Source organism: Bradyrhizobium cosmicum (assembly GCF_032290525.1).
Taxonomy (GTDB): domain Bacteria; phylum Pseudomonadota; class Alphaproteobacteria; order Rhizobiales; family Xanthobacteraceae; genus Bradyrhizobium; species Bradyrhizobium cosmicum_A.
Genome location: NZ_JASXTA010000004.1, coordinates 305,969 through 322,295 on the forward strand (window position 1 = coordinate 305,969; position 16,327 = coordinate 322,295).

The following is a 16,327-nucleotide window of genomic DNA, read 5'->3' on the forward strand; positions in this document are numbered from 1 at the left end:
ATTATGACGTAGTATCAACCCCTTACATCTGGCAATGAAGGGCGAGGGAAGACCTGATTTGGTGGGTGCGGCGCCAATTTGGCCGCATTTGCCAGCGCTTGTGCCTTCCGAGGCCGCACCTCTCGCGGCGACTTGCCATCAGAACCAATCCGTTCCCGCCGTCGGCCCAGTGCAGCCCGGGATTGGTGCGATTCTGCCGTCAGAATGAAGGAATACAATGCGTAAGCTTCTCGTCGCTCTCACCCTGCTGTCGGCATCCCTTTCGACGGCGGCGTTCGCCCAGCAAGGGCGCGGCACGGATTCCGAGCAGAAGGCCTGCACGCGCGATGTGCAGAAGTTCTGCCGTCCGGTCATCGATCAGGGTGATTTCACGATTCTGGCCTGCCTCAAGGAGAACCGGGCCAAGATCTCGCAGGCCTGTGACCAGGTCCTGAAGAACCACAACCAGTAAGCTCGGCCACTGGCCCACAAAGGCGGCCCAGGGCCGCCTTTCCAGGCCGGATCCGCAAAGGGCAGCCATCGAGAGACAGGATTGGTTTTGCGGCCGTATTCCCCTATATGGGGGCCGCGGCGGCATCGCCGGCACGAGCCCGCGCGAGCGAATAAGCCCTTCCTGTCCAAACGATTGTAAACCAGCCCTCGATGACCTCTGCGAGCGAATTGCGATCCGGCAAGGGTGACCGCGACGAGAATTTTCCCGTCGCGTCCTGGATCATTCATCCGCGTCATCGCGCGCTGATCCTGGCGTATTACAATTTCGTGCGCACCGCCGACGACATCGCCGACCACGCGACGCTGCCCCCCGACCAGAAGCTCGCTTATCTCGATCTGCTCGAGGCGGAATTGCTCGGCAACGGCGACACCCAGGCCGAAGCCGTCATCCTGCGTCGGGCGCTGGCCGAGCGCGGCATGGCGCCGCGCCACGCGCTCGACGTGCTGATCGCGTTCCGCATGGACGTGACCAAGCTGCGCTACGAGAACTGGGACGAGGTCATCCATTATTGCCGTTACTCGGCGATGCCGGTCGGCCGCTTCATGCTCGACGTCCATGGCGAAAGCACCTCGACCTGGGCAGCATCGGACGCGCTCTGCGCAGGCCTGCAGATCAACAACCACCTCCAGGATTGCGGCAAGGATTTCCGCGAGCTCAACCGCGTCTATCTGCCGCGCGACGCGCTGGCCGCGAGCGGCGCCTCGGTCGAGCAGCTTGGCCTGGCGCAATCGCCGCCGGCCATGCTGGCCTGCCTCCAGGGGCTCGCCGTGCGCAACGAAGCCCTGCTCGACGAGGGCAGGTCGCTAGCTGCGGAGATCCGTGATTTCCGCCTCGGCGTCGACGTCGCGGTGATCCAGGCCTATGCCGACCGCATCGTCCGCCTGCTCAAGGTGCGCGATCCGCTGCGCGAGCGCGTGCATCTGAACAAGTTCGAGCTTCTCACCTTCAGCCTCGCCGGCATGATCGGCGAAGCCGGCCGCCGCGCGATCGGACGCAAGGCCGTTTCCAGACCGGGGACTGCACATGACGCTTGAGGCGACGTCGCCCAGCGCCAATTACGGCTCCACCGCATCGAACAGCTCTTTCTACGCTGCGATGCGCATCCTGCCGCATGACCAGCGCGAAGCGATGTTCCAGATCTACAGCTTCTGCCGCCAGGTCGACGACATCGCCGATTCCGACGGTCCGCGCGACGAACGGCTGGCCGCGCTGCAGGCGTGGCGCAACGACATCGACGCACTCTACCGGGGCAATCCGCCGCCGCGGCTGAAGGACTACGTCACCTCGGTGAAGACCTTCGGGCTCAAGCGCGAGGATTTTCTCGCCATCGTCGACGGCATGGAGATGGACGTGCCGCAGGATATCCGCGCGCCCGACATGGCAACGCTCGATCTCTACTGCGATCGCGTCGCCAGCGCCGTCGGACGTTTGTCGGTGCGGGTGTTCGGCCTGCCCGAGGAAGACGGCATCCTGCTCGCCTACCATCTCGGCCGCGCGCTCCAGCTCACCAATATCCTGCGCGACATCGACGAGGACGCTGGCCTCGGCCGGCTCTATCTGCCGCGTGAGGCGCTGCTGCATGCCGGCATCACCTCCGACGATCCGAACCGCGTGATTGCCGAGCGCGCGCTGCCGAAGGTCTGCCTGCCGCTGACGCAGCGTGCGAAAGCGCATTTCGAGAAGTCGGACGAGATCATGAATCGCAACAAGCGCCGCGCCGTGCGCGCGCCGCGGATCATGTCGAAATACTATCACTCGATTCTGGACCTTCTGATCGCGCGCGGCTTCGCCGCGCCGCGCGAGCCGGTGCGTGTGTCGAAGGTCACACGCATCCTGATCCTGCTTCGTTACGCTTTCATCTGATGCAAAACACAGCTCACATCATCGGCGCGGGAATTTCCGGCCTCTCCGCCGCCGTGCGGCTCGCCAATGCCGGCTTCAAGGTCGCCGTACACGAGGCGACGCACCAGGCCGGCGGCCGCTGCCGTTCCTATTTCGACGGCGCCACCAATCTCACCATCGACAACGGCAATCATCTGCTGCTGTCGGGCAACAGCCATGCGCGCGCCTACGCGCGCTCGATCGGCACCGAGGCCGGCCTCGTCGGCCCTGAAAGCGCGCAGTTTCCCTTCGTCGATATCAAGACGGGGCAACGCTGGCAGATCGATCTCGGCGCCGGCCGGCTGCCGACCTGGGTGCTCGACGAGAGCCGCCGCGTTCCCGACACCGGGCTCACCGACTATCTCAAGCTGGCGCCGCTGATCTGGGCGTCGGAGGAGACGCTGGTCGGCAACTCGATTCCCTGTGAAGGCACCCTCTATCAGCGCCTGGTGCAGCCGCTGCTGCTTGCAGCCCTCAACGTCGATCCGCCCGAGGGCTCGGCCGGGCTCGCCGGCGCGATCGTGCGCGAGACGCTGCTTGCGGGCGGGCAGGCGTGCCGGCCGCTGATCGCGCGCGACGGCTTGAGCGCCGTGCTGATCGAGCCGGCTGTCAAATTTTTGAATGAGCGCGGGCACACTGTTCAGCTCGGCCACGAGCTGCGCTCGTTGACGAGCGCCGACGGCAAGGCCGGCGCGCTGAATTTCGGCGGCGAGGATGTGATCCAGCTCGCCGACGGCGACGTCGTCGTGATGGCGGTGCCGCCGCGTGCCGCCGCGAGCCTGCTGCCCGGCCTCAAAACACCGACCGAATTCCGTGCCATCGTGAATGCGCATTTCCGTATTGAACCGCCGCCGGGCTCGGCGCCGATCCTGGGCGTGATCGGCGGCGTCGTGGAATGGCTATTCGCGTTCCCGAACCGGCTCTCAGTCACCATCAGCAACGGCGACCGCCTGGTCGAGATGCCGCGCGAGGAACTCGCGCAGGCGATCTGGAACGATGTCTGCAAGGCCGGCGGGGTCTCCGGCGAGCTGCCTCCCTGGCAGATCGTGCGCGAGCGCCGTGCCACATTCGCGGCCACACCTGCCCAGAATGCCCTGCGTCCGGGGCCGGTCACCGCGCTGAAAAACCTGTTTCTTGCCGGCGATTGGACTGCTACGGGATTGCCTGCAACCATCGAGGGATCGGTCCGGTCCGGTGATCGCGCCGCCGATCTGGTTTTGGCCGCCAAAGGATCCTGAAAATGCGGCCCTGACGGGCAAATGTCCCGGTCAAATTCAATCGACTATCGGAGCAATCGAGCGACATGGATTCCGTGAACGCGACCAGCCGCGAAGCCCAGGAATCGAAGATCTCGGAATCGAAGATCTTGGAATCGAAGATCCTGGAATCAAGCATTGCGTCGGCGACGCAAGGCGTCCTCGCCTTCCAGCAATCCGACGGCCATTGGGTGTTCGAGCTCGAGGCCGACTGCACGATTCCGGCCGAATATGTCCTGCTGCGCCATTATCTCGCAGAGCCCGTCGATACCGTGCTCGAAGCCAAGATCGCCAACTATCTGCGCCGCGTTCAGGGCGCCCATGGCGGTTGGCCGCTGGTGCATGACGGCGAGTTCGACATGAGCGCCAGCGTGAAGGCCTACTACGCGCTGAAGATGATCGGCGATTCCATCGACGCGCCGCACATGGTGCGCGCCCGCGAGGCGATCCACGCCCGCGGCGGCGCCATCCATAGCAACGTCTTCACGCGGTTCATGCTGGCAATGTTCGGCGTCGTGACCTGGCGCGCGGTGCCGGTGCTGCCGATCGAGATCGTGCTGCTGCCGTTCTGGTCGCCGTTCCACATCAACAAGATCTCCTACTGGGCGCGCACCACCATGGTGCCGCTGATGGTGATCGCCGCGCTCAAGCCCCGCGCGAAGAATCCGTTAGGCGTCGGCATCGACGAGCTGTTCCTGCGGGATCCGCGCTCGATCGGCATGACCGCCAAGGCGCCGCACCAGAGCATGGCCTGGTTCGCGCTGTTCCGCGCGCTCGATGCGATCTTGCGCGTGGTCGAGCCGATGTTTCCCAAGAGCCTGCGCAAGCGTGCCATCGATGCGGCACTTGCCTTCATCGAGGAGCGGCTCAACGGCGAGGACGGCATGGGTGCGATCTATCCGCCGATGGCCAACATCGTCATGATGTACGATGCGCTCGGCAAGGACGAGACTTATCCGCCGCGCGCGGTCACGCGCCGGGGCATCGACAAGCTGCTCGTGATCAAGGACGACGAGGCCTATTGCCAGCCCTGCGTCTCGCCGGTGTGGGACACGACGTTGACCGCCCACGCGCTGCTTGAAGCCGGCGGCGACAAGGCGGTGCCCGCGGCCAAGCAGGGCCTCGACTGGCTGATCCCGAAGCAGGAGCTCGAAGTGAAGGGCGACTGGGCGGTCAAGCGGCCCGACGTGCGTCCGGGCGGCTGGGCCTTCCAGTACAACAATGCGCATTATCCCGATCTCGACGACACCGCCGTGGTGGTGATGTCGATGGACCGGATGCGCCGGGAGCACGGTGCGACCGGCTATGATTCCGCGATCGACCGTGGCCGGGAGTGGATCGAGGGCATGCAGAGCGACGACGGCGGCTGGGCCGCCTTCGACGTCAACAACCTCGAATATTACCTGAACAACATCCCGTTCTCGGACCATGGCGCGTTGCTCGATCCGCCGACCGAGGATGTCACCGCGCGCTGCATCTCGATGCTGGCCCAGCTCGGCGAGACCGCGAAGACCAGCAAGCATGTCGCGGACGGTGTCGCCTACTTGCGGAAGACCCAGCACCCCGAAGGGTCCTGGTACGGCCGCTGGGGCATGAACTTCATCTACGGAACCTGGTCGGTGCTCTGTGCCCTCAACATGGCCGGTGTCCGCCACGACGACCCGATGATCCGGAAAGCGGTGGCCTGGCTGGCCTCGATCCAGAACCAGGACGGCGGCTGGGGCGAGGACGCCGTCAGCTACCGCCTGGACTACCGGGGATGGCAGGCTGCCCCCTCGACCGCTTCACAAACGGCATGGGCCTTGCTTGCCTTGATGGCTGCTGGCGAGGTTGATCATCCGGCCGTCGCCCGCGGGGTGGAGTACCTGATTGCAACACAGAACAAAAAAGGATTGTGGGACGAGCAGCGGTACACCGCCACAGGCTTTCCTCGTGTATTCTACCTTCGATATCATGGTTACCCGAAGTTCTTCCCGCTGTGGGCGTTGGCGCGGTATCGGAACTTGCGGAACACCAACAGCAGGGTGGTAGGGGTCGGAATGTGACTTTGGGGACGGGGGACTATGTTACCGCGGGTCAAACCGTTGACCCGCGGCCGATACTGATCGTGACCGGTCTGGTTCAGGAGGCCCGCATTGCGGCAGGGCCCGGAATGGCGGTCATCTGCTCGTCCAGCAGCCCGACCCAGTTGCGGGCGCTGCTGACAGTGGTGGATCCCGATACGATTCGCGGCGTGATCTCGTTCGGCGTGGCCGGCGGGCTCGACCCGACGCTGCGCTCCGGCGACGTCGTGCTGGCGACTGAGGTCCTTGCGGGCGATACCCGCTGGGCCGCAGGCCTGTCGCTCGGCGACGACCTGATCGACCGTCTGACGTCCGGGCGCCGCCGCGTCGTGCGCGGCAGCCTCGCCGGCGCCGAGGAGGTGGTCACCGGCCGCTCCTGCAAGGCGGCGCTGCATTCGGAGACCGGAGCCTCGGCCGTCGACATGGAAAGCCATATCGCCGCCGCCTACGCCGCAGAGGTGGGACTGCCTTTTGCCGCCGTCCGGGTCATCAGCGACCCCGCCCATCGGGCGCTGCCGGCGCTCGCCCGCGCCGCCATCAAGCCGAACGGCCAGATCGATCTGGCAGCGGTCCTGCGCGGCATCGTGCGCAACCCGGCCGCGCTGCATGGACTGGTCTCGACCGGCCTCGACTTCAACCGTGCGCTGCGCAGCTTGCGCGGCTGCCGCGACTTCCTGATCGGGACCGAACTCGTGGAGAGCGAGGCGCTGGTCTCCAAGGCGGCCTGAGCGACGTCTTCGATCGGACAAAGGAGAAGGCCCGGTCGCGATGGCGACCGGGCCTTCTCCTTTGACGTCCGTAGCCCGGATCTGCTGCGCTTCGTCCGGGCTACAGGTCGGCTGTCGTAACGTTCGCTTGCGGCCAATCGCCGGGGGCGCCCGGTCTGGAGTCCGAGATGATGTCGCAGCAGGTTGCATTGAGCACTTCCGCAAGATCTCTCGAACTCAGTTCAACGCCTGCCCTCGGATCTCCCGAACTGATGTCGACTTCCTCCTCCATCAGAACCGTTTGGTCCATGTAGAACTGCGCATGGCCATAGAACTGGGTCGGCGAAATGGCTCCGACGATGACTCCATACTCCGACGTCAATCTGTCTGGGGCCAGCAACTGAACCCGTGCGCCCCCAGCGAGAGCGCGGACCCGCTTCAGCTTCAGCATGCGATCCCCAGGTATCAGCAGGATATGGAGACCGTTACGGAAATCCGCCGCGACCATGCACTTGACGATCTGCGATAGTCGCAGCTTCCGTTCGCGTGCGACGTCCCGACAGCTGAACGCGGCATTCGGGTGACGGTTTAACCGGTACGGGATGGACCGCTCCGACAGGAACTGAGTTACCGTTGTTTGCACGACCTTCCACCGACACCAAGCAGCTATCCAGGAAATCCGTAGAGTTCGAACTCGCCCCCCGGGGGGCATCGTCGAGCCGCTGCCTCGCGCACTTTGCCCGCCCTCCGAGGCAAGAACGGCTATTGCACGATGCGGACGGGAAGAGAGAGATAGCCGGTCACAAAACTCGACGGCGTTCGGACGGGCTCACCGACCACTTCGACGAACGAACAGCGCTTCAGCAACTCCTCCCAAAGGACCCTTAGCTGAAGTTCAGCCAACCGATTCCCTACGCATCGATGAATGCCGAACCCGAAGGAGAGATGCTGCCGGACGTCAGGCCGGTCGATCCAGAAGCGGTCAGCCTCCGGAATCGCCGACTGATCCCGATTGCCCGAGACGTACCAGAGTGCGACCTTGTCGCCTCGGCGAATCGTCTTGCCCCGGATTTCAATGTCCGAAAGGGCTCGCCGGCGCATGTAGGCCAGCGGCGTCTGATAGCGGATGATCTCCGATACCAGGTTCGGGATCAATGCCCGATCCCGGCGCACTTTTTTGTACTCGCCGGGCCACTGATTGAGAAAGTAGACGCCGCCGGTCATCGAGTTGCGCGTCGTGTCGGTCCCGCCGACAATGAGAAGAATGAGTGTACCCAGCAGCTCGCGTTGGCTCATGTTTCGCGTTGCCGGAGATCGCGCCAGAACCGATATCAGATCGGATCCTGGAACCTCGATCCGTTCTTTCCAGAGTTTTGCAAAGCTTGCGAAGCAATCCTGAAACTCCCGTTCTCGCTCGTCCCAGTCTCGCGCGTTGCGGGCGACGATGTCGCGACCTCGGACCAGTGCGTGAGACGCCGTCTCTTTTCGAATGGAAAATCGAAGAGCGTCGCGAGCATCTGACTCGTCAGCTCGGTCGATACCCGATCGACCCAGTCGAAGGTCTCCCCCACGGGCAGAGATTCGATTACATCGATCGTCCGCGACCTGATGAGCCGCTCCATGCTCGCGAGATTGCCGGGCGCAAAGACCGGACTGACCGTCCTTCGCCGCGGCCCGTGCTCAGGAGGGTCCATGGCGATGAACATGGGTGCACGCGTTTCCTCGACCGGGGGCTCCATCAAGGTTATGCCGCCTTCGGACGAGAACGAACGGCGTCGTCCAGCCATAGATGCTGGTCGCGAGCATGATTGCGGCGCTCAGAACAAAGACTGATGTCATGGAGTGTGTCAGTTAGATCAACCATCCGCCGACAACCGCTGCAACGGGAATCGGAGCGAAGCTGATGGCGCGCGTGATCGCGACGGTCCTGCCCAGAAATTCGGGTGGCACGGTACGCTGCCGCAGGGTGAACATCGTGATGACGATGATGGCCTGGAGCGCCATCGAGACGCCGCGCGAGATGGCCACGCCGTACATGCCGTGCGTCAGGAGGAGCGTCAGGACCACCAGTCCGCTCATGGTCAGCGCGGAGAGCATCAACAGGCCGCTCGATAGCGTCCGCATGAGCATGGGGGCCAGAGCAGCGCCCACGATGCCCCCGACGCCCGTCAACGCCATCGTCACACCGACGTCAAAGGGATTAAGGCCGATGTCGCTCGAAAGGAAGTAGATGAAATTCCCAGCGATGAGGTGCGCCGCGAAGTTGACGAAAAGAAACATGATCGTGCCGTAGCGAATGACCTCATTGCTCATCGCTTCGCGTGCGCCCGCACCGAGATGTGCGACCGCGTCGCGCCAACTGAGCCCGGACCTCGTCTGCAGTGGGCCGCTGATCTGCAGAAGGAGGATCAGCACGAACGAGGCCGCGAACGTGCCGGCGTTGAGAAGGGCCGATCCTGTTGGCCCGAGATAAGCAACAAAGAAGCCGCCGGCAAAGGGACCAATTGCCGTCATGACGTTCTCCGCCGAAAACATCAGGGCGTTGGCCCGCGGAAGCTGGTCCCGCGGGACGATCATCGGAATGACGGCTTGGAAGCAGGGATAGTAGATCGACGTGATGCTGGCGAGGACGAGAAGCGCCGGATAAAGCATCCACGCGGTGTTCGCAGAGATGACGTGGACGATCCCGGCCAAGACCAGCACCACCACGGAAGAAAGTCCATCTCCGACTATGAGGATCTTCTTGCGGCTGTAATGGTCGGCCAGAACTCCGCCCAGCGGCATCGCAATAAAGATCGGCAGGAACACGGCTGCATAGGCGAGTGACATCGCCATGGCCGAGCCCGTCACTTCGTAGAGCACAATCGGCACTGTAATGCGGAAAATCCAGGTCCCGATCGTCGATGTAAGGAATGCTGCAAACAGAACGTAGAATCCACGACCAAGCACCGCTTGCCTCCGCCCTTCGCCTAATCGACACCAATTCATCGGGGGGCACCAGACCGCGGATCTTCCGCAGCCTCAGGACGGCCCGAAGCGGCGTTGCAAGTCTGATGTCGCCGAGGAGGAGAGGCAAAACGAAATCCGGCCGTCACGGCGTCTGACGCCCTTTTTCTTCCGCTAGAGTCCCGCCGGTCTGATACAACTCTTGCGTTTAGTTCTTGTCAAACAACACCGTTTCGATTACCATCGAAATATGATCGACAAGTCGTTTGCCCACTCCCTGCCTGCCACGCTAGCTGTGCCGAGCAAGACGGCGATGCTCTCTGCGCTGATGTCTGGACTGTCGCTGCCTGCTGGCGAACTGGCTTATCGTGCAGCCGTTTCCTACCCTACGGCGAGCTTCCATTTGAAGCAGCTGCTCGACGACGGCTATGTGCGGGTCCGGAAGATGGGGCGCCATCGCTATTACGAGCTGGCGAATGCGCAGGTCGCTGAAGCTCTCGAGAAGTTGAGCCTGCTCACGCCTGCCCTGTGCGAGAGACGAACGCCCAAATCGCAAACGGAGGAATTGCGGCGGGCGCGGATGTGTTACGATCACGTGGCCGGTCGACTTGGGGTTGCGCTTTTTCAGAGTTTTCGTGCGCACGGATATCTCCGGGCACGAGGCGGCAACTCAGAGGAGCTGGACATCTCGGAACGCGGAGCAGCGTTCTTCTCCCGTTTCGGGGTCGACATTGACGCCCTCTATGCCGGGCGTCGAAAGGTTGCTTTTGAATGCACGGACTGGAGTGAACGTACGGCGCATCTGGGCGGTGCGCTGGGCTGCAGTCTCGGTACGGTGCTTGAGCAGCGCGGCTGGATACAGCGACACGTGACCGACCGGGCGCTGATCGTGACTCCCGCAGGTCGCCGGAGCATGCCGAAGGTGTTCGGAATAAACGTTCGGCTGCTGCTCGATCAGCCCGCGCCCGAAACGGCCTAGGCGCGCGAAATTGTCGAGCCCCATCGGATCGCATTCGATCTTGCGAGACGGCGCCGGCGCCGCAGGAGGAGAGGGGCACCAAAAGAAAGGGCCCGATCGCCATCGGCGATCGGGCCCTTTCTTTTGATGCCGCAGCTCCGTCCGGGCTGCACGTTCCGCAGCTACGCCGCCGTCGAGGCCTTCCGTGCCGCCTTCTCCTGGGCGGCGGCGGCTTCGTCCTTGCGGATCTCCGACAGGCGCTTCTGCACTTCCGCCGAGAAGATGTACTGCGCCGGGCGCTGCTTGCTCATGTCGATCTCCGGCGCCATGGGGCCCGTCGTCCTGATGCCGCGCAGCGACACCCACATCGCCTTCAGCGGGTTGTTCAGCGCTGCGGTCGCCGCTGTCGGCTCGTAGCCGCAATGGGCCATGCAGTCGGCGCACTTTTCGTACTTGCCGGTGCCATAGGTCTCCCAGTCGGTGGTCTCCATCAGCTCCTTGAAGGTTTTTGCGTAGCCTTCACCGAGCAAATAGCACGGCTTCTGCCAGCCGAAGATGTTGCGCGCGGGCATGCCCCACGGCGTGCACTCGTATTCCTGGTTGCCGGCGAGGAAGTCCAGGAACAGGCCGGAATGCATGAAATTCCACTTCTTGCCCTTGCCCATCGCAAAGACGTCGCGGAACAGCTTCTTGGTCTTGGTGCGGTTGAGGAAGTGCTCCTGGTCCGGCGCGCGCTCATAGGCGTAGCCGGGCGACATCGAGACGCCGACGCCGAGCTCGACGGTGAGGTCGAGGAATTTCGCGATCTCCTCGGCCGGATGACCGTCGAAGATGGTGGCGTTGACGTTGACGGTGAAGCCGCGCGCCTTGGCCGCCTTGATCGCGGAGACGGCGCGGTCGAACACACCTTTCTGCGAGACCGCCTTGTCGTGATGGTCCTTCAGGCCGTCGAGATGCACCGAGAAGAACAGGTAGGGCGAGGGCTCGAACAGGTCGAGCTTCTTCTCGAGCAGCAGCGCGTTGGTGCACAGCGAGACGAACTTCTTGCGCGCGACGAGGCCGCGCACGATCTCGCCGATCTCCTTGTGGATCAGCGGCTCGCCGCCTGGAATCGCGACCATCGGCGCGCCGCACTCGTCGGCCGCGTCCCAGCACTCCTGTGCAGTCATGCGGCGGTTGAGGATCGCATCCGGATAATCGATCTTGCCGCAGCCGACGCAGGCGAGGTTGCAGCGAAACAGCGGCTCCAGCATCAGCACGAGCGGATAGCGCTTGCGGCCAAGCAGTTTCTGCTTGAGCAAATAGCCGCCGATACGCATTTCCTTGAAGAAGGGGATGGCCATTACAAGTTTCTTTCTGGGCTTTTCAATTCGGGTGGGTCAGCTCGCGGCCAGTTGGGCCGGGAGCCGGAATTCGATGTTTTCCTCGCGGCCCGGCAGCACCTGGACCTTGACCGGTCCGATCCGCCGCATCGCTTCGATCACGTCATCCACGAGTACCTCGGGCGCCGAGGCGCCGGCCGTGACGCCGACGGTCCTTGCATCTTTCAACCACTCCGGATCGAGCTTGCTGCCGTCGGCAATCAAATAACTCGCGACGCCGGCCTCAGTGCCGATTTCGCGGAGCCGGTTCGAGTTCGAGCTGTTGGCAGCGCCCACCACCAAGATCACGTCGACCAGCTTGCTCAAGTCCCTTACCGCAGATTGGCGGTTCTGTGTCGCATAGCAGATATCCCGGATATCCGGGCCTTGAATATCTGTAAAGCGGGCTTGGAGGGCCGCAATAATGTCCTTGGTGTCGTCCACCGACAGGGTGGTCTGGGTGATGTAGGCCACTGGCGTATCTGCCGGCAGCGTCAGGGCCTTAACCTCTTCAACGCTTTGGACAAGCCGCACAGGGGCGGGAACCTGGCCCATCGTGCCCTCGACCTCGGGGTGGCCGGCATGGCCGATCAGGATCAAAGTACGGCCCCTGGCGATGTAGCGCTTCCCCTGATTGTGAACTTTCGTGACCAGCGGGCAGGTGGCATTCAGCACCGGCAGGTCGCGCGCGGCGGCCTCTTCCTCGACGCTGCGAGCGACGCCATGGGCGCTGAACACGGTCACGGCCTTGGGTGGGACCTCGGACAGCTCCTCGACGAAAATTGCCCCTTTGTTCTTCAGGCTTTCCACCACGTATTTGTTGTGCACGATCTCGTGGCGCACGTAGACGGGCGGGCCGTACTTCTCCAGCGCCCGTTCCACGATCTCGATCGCACGCACCACGCCCGCGCAAAAGCCACGCGGCTGCGCCAGATAAACTTCCATAGGTCGCCCGTCACGCAAGTTGCACCAATCCGCTCATGGTCCCCGGCGGCACCTCGATACTGCCCGATCAGTTGCAATAACCGCACCATTGGTTCGGCGCATGCGGTAACTGCCCACCCCAATTGGGCCCGGGCGCATGGAGGCACAGCACTTTGTGTCAAAAAATCGGCAAAAAGGAAAGGTCGGACGAAAGCCGGGTTCCGTGTCCGCGCGATTTTGCAGTATTATAATACCGGAACTGCCATGGGCAGAATGGCGGCATCGTGCTCACCTCTTCGTCACGTTCCCGCCTCAACTCCCCGGCTATACCGGCCGGCCCGCATGATTTCGCAACGGTCTTTCGCCGTTTACCTCGAACCTTGTTGCGACGAGAACCACTCAAAACAGCAATAGGTTTCGCCTGGGAACTCCGATAAACAGCGGGCGTTTCCGGCAAGCTGTTAACACTAGAAAGAAAAGATGTGCTGCAAAGCGTAGTCGTTGTCATCGTCAGGGCCTGCACCCGGTTTGCCATCCCCGTCGTCGTCCTCGGGCTCCTGCTGGCGGTAGGCGCGGGCTATTACGCGTCCCAGCACTTCGCCATCAACACCGACATCAATTCGCTGATTGCCCAAAATCTGGACTGGCGCCAGCGCGACCAGCAGTTCGACCGCGCCTTCGACCGTGACGCCACGATCACGGCGGTCGTCGAGGCGAAGACGCCGGAGATGGCGAGCGCGGCGGCGGATGCGCTCTTTGCCAGGCTGAAGGACGACAAGACCAACTTCCAGTCGATGCAGCAGCTCGGTACCGGCGAGTTCTTCGAAAAGAACGGCCTGCTGTTCCTGCCGACCGAGGAAGTCGGCAAGATGACCAGCCAGTTCGAATCCGCAGCGCCGCTGATCGAGATCATGGCGGGCGACCCCTCGATCCGCGGCCTGACCGGCGCGCTCGAGACGGGACTCGCCGGCGTCAAGCGCGGCCAGGTCAAGCTCGACAACACCGCGCGGCCGTTCAATCTGATCGCGCAGACTGTCGAGACCGTGCTCAACAAGGGCAATGCGAGCTTCTCCTGGCGGGAGCTCGTCAGTGACGAGCCGCTGTCGGATTCGGACAAGCGCGCCTTCATCGAGTTCAAGCCGGTCCTCGACTACAACGCGCTGGAGCCCGGCAAGGGCGCCACCGACGCGATCCGCAAGGCCGCGGCCGATCTCGACTTCCCGACCAAGTTCCAGGCGCGGGTGCGGCTGACCGGCCCGGTGCCGATCGCCAACGAGGAATACGCTACCGTCCAGGAAGGCGCCGTCGTCAACGGCATCGGCACCGTGCTCGTCGTGCTGCTCATCCTTTGGCTGGCGCTGCACTCGGCGAAGATCATCTTCGCGGTGTTTATCAATCTCTTCGTCGGCCTCGCGATCACCACCGCCGCCGGCCTGATGATGGTCGGCTCGCTCAATCTGCTGTCGATCGCGTTCGCGGTGCTGTTCGTCGGGCTCGGCGTCGACTTCGGCATCCAGTACAGCGTCCGCTATCGCTCCGAACGCTACAAGCACGACGATCTCTCCGGCGCGCTGGTGCTGGCCGCCAAGCGCTCGGCGATCCCGTTGTCGCTCGCGGCAATGGCGACCGCGGCCGGCTTCCTCTGCTTTATCCCCACCGACTACAAGGGTATTGCCGAACTCGGCCAGATCGCCGGCGTCGGCATGCTGGTGGCGTTCCTTTCCTCGATCACAATTCTGCCGGCGTTGCTCAAGCTGCTGAACCCGCCCGGCGAGAAGGAGCCGGTCGGCTATGCCTTCCTGGCGCCGCTCGATCACTTCCTGGAGAAGCACCGTGTGCTGGTCGTGGGCGGCACGCTGCTGCTTGCGGTCGCGGGCCTGCCGCTGCTCTACTTCATGAAGTTCGACTTCAACCCGATGAATTTGCGCAACCCAAGGGCCGAGTCGATCGCGACCTTCCTCGATCTGCGCAAGGATCCCAACACCGGCGCCAATGCCATCAACGTCATGACGACGTCGGAGGAGCAGGCGAGGGCAGTCGAGGCGAAGCTCGAGAAAGTGCCCGAGGTGTTGCGCGTGATGTCTCTCGACAGCTTCGTGCCGCAGGACCAGCCGCCGAAGCTGAAATTGCTGGCCCAGGGCGCAAAAGTGCTGAACCCCGCACTTAATCCCGACCAGATCGACGAGGCGCCGACGGACAAGGAGAACGTCGATTCGCTGAAATCCTCGGTCGACAATCTGCGCCGGACTGCTGGTGATGCGAAAGGCCCGGGCTCGATCGCTTCGCGCCGGCTGGCGGATGCGCTCGAGAAGCTCGCCAATGGCGACGAGGCTACGCGGAACAAGGCGCAGGACGTGTTCGTCACGCCGCTGAAGATCGTATTGGACCAGCTCAGGAACGCGATGCAGGCCGAGACGGTGACCTTGAAGTCGCTGCCGCCGGATCTCGTCAGCAGCTGGAAGAGCAAGGACGGCATCATTCGCGTCGAGGCGCTGCCGAAGGGCGATCCCAACGACAACGACACGCTGCGCAAATTTGCGGCGGCAGTGCTCGTTGCGGAGCCGACCGCGATCGGCGGCCCGGTCTCGATCCTGAAATCCGGCGATACCGTGGTGAAGGCGTTCATCCACGCCGGGATCTACGCACTGCTGGTGATCGGTCTTCTGCTCTGGATCACGCTGCGGCGATTCGTCGACGTGCTGATGACGCTGGTGCCGCTGCTGGTTGCAGGCGCCGTGACGCTCGAGATCTGCGTGTTGATCGGCCTGCCGCTCAACTTCGCCAACATCGTCGCGTTCCCGCTGCTGCTCGGCGTCGGCGTCGCCTTCAAGATTTACTACGTCGTGGCATGGCGCTCGGGCAGGACAAACCTGCTCCAGACCAGCCTGACGCGCGCGATCTTTTTCAGCGCATTGACGACGGCGACCGCGTTCGGCAGCCTGTGGCTGTCGAGCCATCCCGGCACGTCCAGCATGGGCAAGCTGCTCGCACTCTCGCTGGTGACGACGCTTGCCGCAGTGCTGCTGTTCCAGCCGGCGCTAATGGGCAAACCCCGCAATCTCAGGGAGTAGGCAGATGTCGCCGACGGGGTCGGCGGCATTCTTCTGACCGGGCTTGGCTACGCCGGCGGCCTTCGGAGCGGGCGCAGGCGCGGTGGCGCCTGTCGTGCCTTGAGGTGCGGTGCCTTGAGGTGCGGTGCCTTGGGATGCCGTGCCTTGGGGTTTCGGCGCCGGGCCTGCGGACTTCGGCGCGCCCTTGGCGGTGGCATTGGCGGTGCTCAAGGGGATCGGCGGGCCAACGCGGGTCCAGGTCTCGCCGCCGCACAGGAAGCCCATCACGCAGCCCTTGATCTCGAGCTGGTCGGTGCCGACAGGGGTGATGGTTGCGCTGTAGAGCTGGCCGTCCTTGGCATTGTAAACCTGACCTTCCCACTGATCGGCGCCGGGCTTTTTCTTCATGTCGATCAGGGTCGCCATGCCCAGTGTCGGTCTGTTCTTTTTTGACGCATCCGGGTTGTTCTCGTCGCGGCCGCCCGGCTGTTTTTCCCAGGAAACCGCGCCCCACATGCTGCCATTGCATTGGGCGACGCGGATGTTGGCGACGCCGTCGGCGACCCGCCAGTCGCCGGTGGGATCGGCGGCGAGTGCGGGAGTGAGGCAGGTGTAACCACCAGCCAGTATTATTCCGGTGTAAAGGGCCAAACGCATGATGGTTCCTTGGCAGTGCAACATGGTCTAA

General features: G+C 63.5%; 15 protein-coding genes. 8 read left to right on the top strand and 7 right to left on the bottom strand.

The window, feature by feature from the left end:
- Window positions 1–217: 217 nt before the first annotated feature.
- From QSV46_RS09910 to QSV46_RS09935, 6 genes are all read left to right on the top strand, one after another.
- On the top strand, window positions 218–451 hold the full coding sequence (locus QSV46_RS09910; RefSeq protein ID WP_247496571.1) for a hypothetical protein: 234 nt from the start codon (window positions 218–220) through the stop codon (window positions 449–451).
- Between the two features lie 191 nt (window positions 452–642).
- Window positions 643–1,527, top strand: a complete 885-nt coding sequence (gene hpnC, locus QSV46_RS09915) for a squalene synthase HpnC (protein WP_314949783.1) — start codon at window positions 643–645, stop codon at window positions 1,525–1,527.
- The gene (hpnD, locus tag QSV46_RS09920; protein ID WP_314949785.1) at window positions 1,517–2,356 is read left to right on the top strand and encodes a presqualene diphosphate synthase HpnD; all 840 of its coding nucleotides are present in this window, start codon (window positions 1,517–1,519) and stop codon (window positions 2,354–2,356) included. The genes hpnC and hpnD overlap by 11 nt, the downstream gene beginning before the upstream one ends.
- Window positions 2,356–3,612, top strand: a complete 1,257-nt coding sequence (gene hpnE, locus QSV46_RS09925; protein WP_314949787.1) for a hydroxysqualene dehydroxylase HpnE — start codon at window positions 2,356–2,358, stop codon at window positions 3,610–3,612. The genes hpnD and hpnE overlap by 1 nt, the downstream gene beginning before the upstream one ends.
- 65 nt (window positions 3,613–3,677) lie before the next feature.
- The gene (shc, locus tag QSV46_RS09930) at window positions 3,678–5,675 is read left to right on the top strand and encodes a squalene--hopene cyclase (protein WP_314949789.1); all 1,998 of its coding nucleotides are present in this window, start codon (window positions 3,678–3,680) and stop codon (window positions 5,673–5,675) included.
- Window positions 5,672–6,421: a phosphorylase gene (locus QSV46_RS09935; RefSeq protein ID WP_314949791.1), complete on the top strand. Its 750-nt coding sequence runs from the start codon at window positions 5,672–5,674 to the stop codon at window positions 6,419–6,421. Before shc ends, QSV46_RS09935 begins: the two co-directional genes overlap by 4 nt.
- A gap of 100 nt (window positions 6,422–6,521) precedes the next feature.
- Here QSV46_RS09935 and QSV46_RS09940 read toward each other — a convergent pair whose 3' ends face one another.
- From QSV46_RS09940 to QSV46_RS09955, 4 genes are all read right to left on the bottom strand, one after another.
- Window positions 6,522–7,112, bottom strand: coding sequence for a YbaK/EbsC family protein (locus QSV46_RS09940; RefSeq protein WP_314949793.1), 591 nt, complete (start codon window positions 7,110–7,112; stop codon window positions 6,522–6,524).
- Between the two features lie 50 nt (window positions 7,113–7,162).
- On the bottom strand, window positions 7,163–7,696 hold the full coding sequence (locus QSV46_RS09945; RefSeq protein ID WP_314949794.1) for a cytochrome P450: 534 nt from the start codon (window positions 7,694–7,696) through the stop codon (window positions 7,163–7,165).
- A gap of 35 nt (window positions 7,697–7,731) precedes the next feature.
- On the bottom strand, window positions 7,732–8,106 hold the full coding sequence (locus QSV46_RS09950) for a hypothetical protein (RefSeq protein ID WP_314949796.1): 375 nt from the start codon (window positions 8,104–8,106) through the stop codon (window positions 7,732–7,734).
- A gap of 145 nt (window positions 8,107–8,251) precedes the next feature.
- The gene (locus QSV46_RS09955; protein WP_314949798.1) at window positions 8,252–9,349 is read right to left on the bottom strand and encodes an MFS transporter; all 1,098 of its coding nucleotides are present in this window, start codon (window positions 9,347–9,349) and stop codon (window positions 8,252–8,254) included.
- A gap of 199 nt (window positions 9,350–9,548) precedes the next feature.
- Here QSV46_RS09955 and QSV46_RS09960 point away from each other — a divergent pair, with 199 nt between their 5' ends.
- Window positions 9,549–10,325 carry a helix-turn-helix domain-containing protein gene (locus QSV46_RS09960; RefSeq protein ID WP_314949800.1) on the top strand — a complete coding sequence of 259 codons (777 nt, stop codon included), beginning with the start codon at window positions 9,549–9,551 and terminating at the stop codon, window positions 10,323–10,325.
- A 161-nt stretch (window positions 10,326–10,486) separates the two neighbouring features.
- Here the strand turns inward: QSV46_RS09960 and hpnH are convergent, their stop codons facing one another.
- Together hpnH and ispH are read right to left on the bottom strand one after the other, a co-directional pair.
- Window positions 10,487–11,647: an adenosyl-hopene transferase HpnH gene (gene hpnH, locus QSV46_RS09965; RefSeq protein ID WP_314949802.1), complete on the bottom strand. Its 1,161-nt coding sequence runs from the start codon at window positions 11,645–11,647 to the stop codon at window positions 10,487–10,489.
- A gap of 36 nt (window positions 11,648–11,683) precedes the next feature.
- Window positions 11,684–12,610 (bottom strand): 4-hydroxy-3-methylbut-2-enyl diphosphate reductase, encoded by a 927-nt coding sequence (gene ispH, locus QSV46_RS09970; RefSeq protein WP_314949804.1) that lies wholly within the window; start codon window positions 12,608–12,610, stop codon window positions 11,684–11,686.
- A 461-nt stretch (window positions 12,611–13,071) separates the two neighbouring features.
- On the opposite strand from ispH, the gene QSV46_RS09975 reads away from it, so the two are divergent.
- Window positions 13,072–15,660, top strand: a complete 2,589-nt coding sequence (locus QSV46_RS09975; RefSeq protein ID WP_314949806.1) for an MMPL family transporter — start codon at window positions 13,072–13,074, stop codon at window positions 15,658–15,660.
- On the opposite strand, the gene QSV46_RS09980 is transcribed toward QSV46_RS09975, so the two are convergent.
- Window positions 15,628–16,296, bottom strand: a complete 669-nt coding sequence (locus tag QSV46_RS09980; RefSeq protein WP_314949808.1) for a DUF2147 domain-containing protein — start codon at window positions 16,294–16,296, stop codon at window positions 15,628–15,630. The two genes, QSV46_RS09975 and QSV46_RS09980, sit on opposite strands and share 33 nt — an antisense overlap.
- Between the last annotated feature and the right edge of the window lie 31 nt (window positions 16,297–16,327).

What these genes read in the sequence shown, in the direction of transcription:
- QSV46_RS09910 (WP_247496571.1), top strand. Translation starts at nt 218, where the DNA reads ATGCGTAAGCTTCTCGTCGCTCTCACCCTGCTGTCGGCATCCCTTTCG.
- hpnC (WP_314949783.1), top strand. Translation starts at nt 643, where the DNA reads ATGACCTCTGCGAGCGAATTGCGATCCGGCAAGGGTGACCGCGACGAG.
- hpnD (WP_314949785.1), top strand. Translation starts at nt 1,517, where the DNA reads ATGACGCTTGAGGCGACGTCGCCCAGCGCCAATTACGGCTCCACCGCA.
- hpnE (WP_314949787.1), top strand. Translation starts at nt 2,356, where the DNA reads ATGCAAAACACAGCTCACATCATCGGCGCGGGAATTTCCGGCCTCTCC.
- shc (WP_314949789.1), top strand. Translation starts at nt 3,678, where the DNA reads ATGGATTCCGTGAACGCGACCAGCCGCGAAGCCCAGGAATCGAAGATC.
- QSV46_RS09940 (WP_314949793.1), bottom strand. Translation starts at nt 7,112, where the DNA reads ATGCCCCCCGGGGGGCGAGTTCGAACTCTACGGATTTCCTGGATAGCT.
- QSV46_RS09945 (WP_314949794.1), bottom strand. Translation starts at nt 7,696, where the DNA reads ATGAGCCAACGCGAGCTGCTGGGTACACTCATTCTTCTCATTGTCGGC.
- QSV46_RS09950 (WP_314949796.1), bottom strand. Translation starts at nt 8,106, where the DNA reads ATGTTCATCGCCATGGACCCTCCTGAGCACGGGCCGCGGCGAAGGACG.
- hpnH (WP_314949802.1), bottom strand. Translation starts at nt 11,647, where the DNA reads ATGGCCATCCCCTTCTTCAAGGAAATGCGTATCGGCGGCTATTTGCTC.
- ispH (WP_314949804.1), bottom strand. Translation starts at nt 12,610, where the DNA reads ATGGAAGTTTATCTGGCGCAGCCGCGTGGCTTTTGCGCGGGCGTGGTG.
- QSV46_RS09980 (WP_314949808.1), bottom strand. Translation starts at nt 16,296, where the DNA reads ATGCGTTTGGCCCTTTACACCGGAATAATACTGGCTGGTGGTTACACC.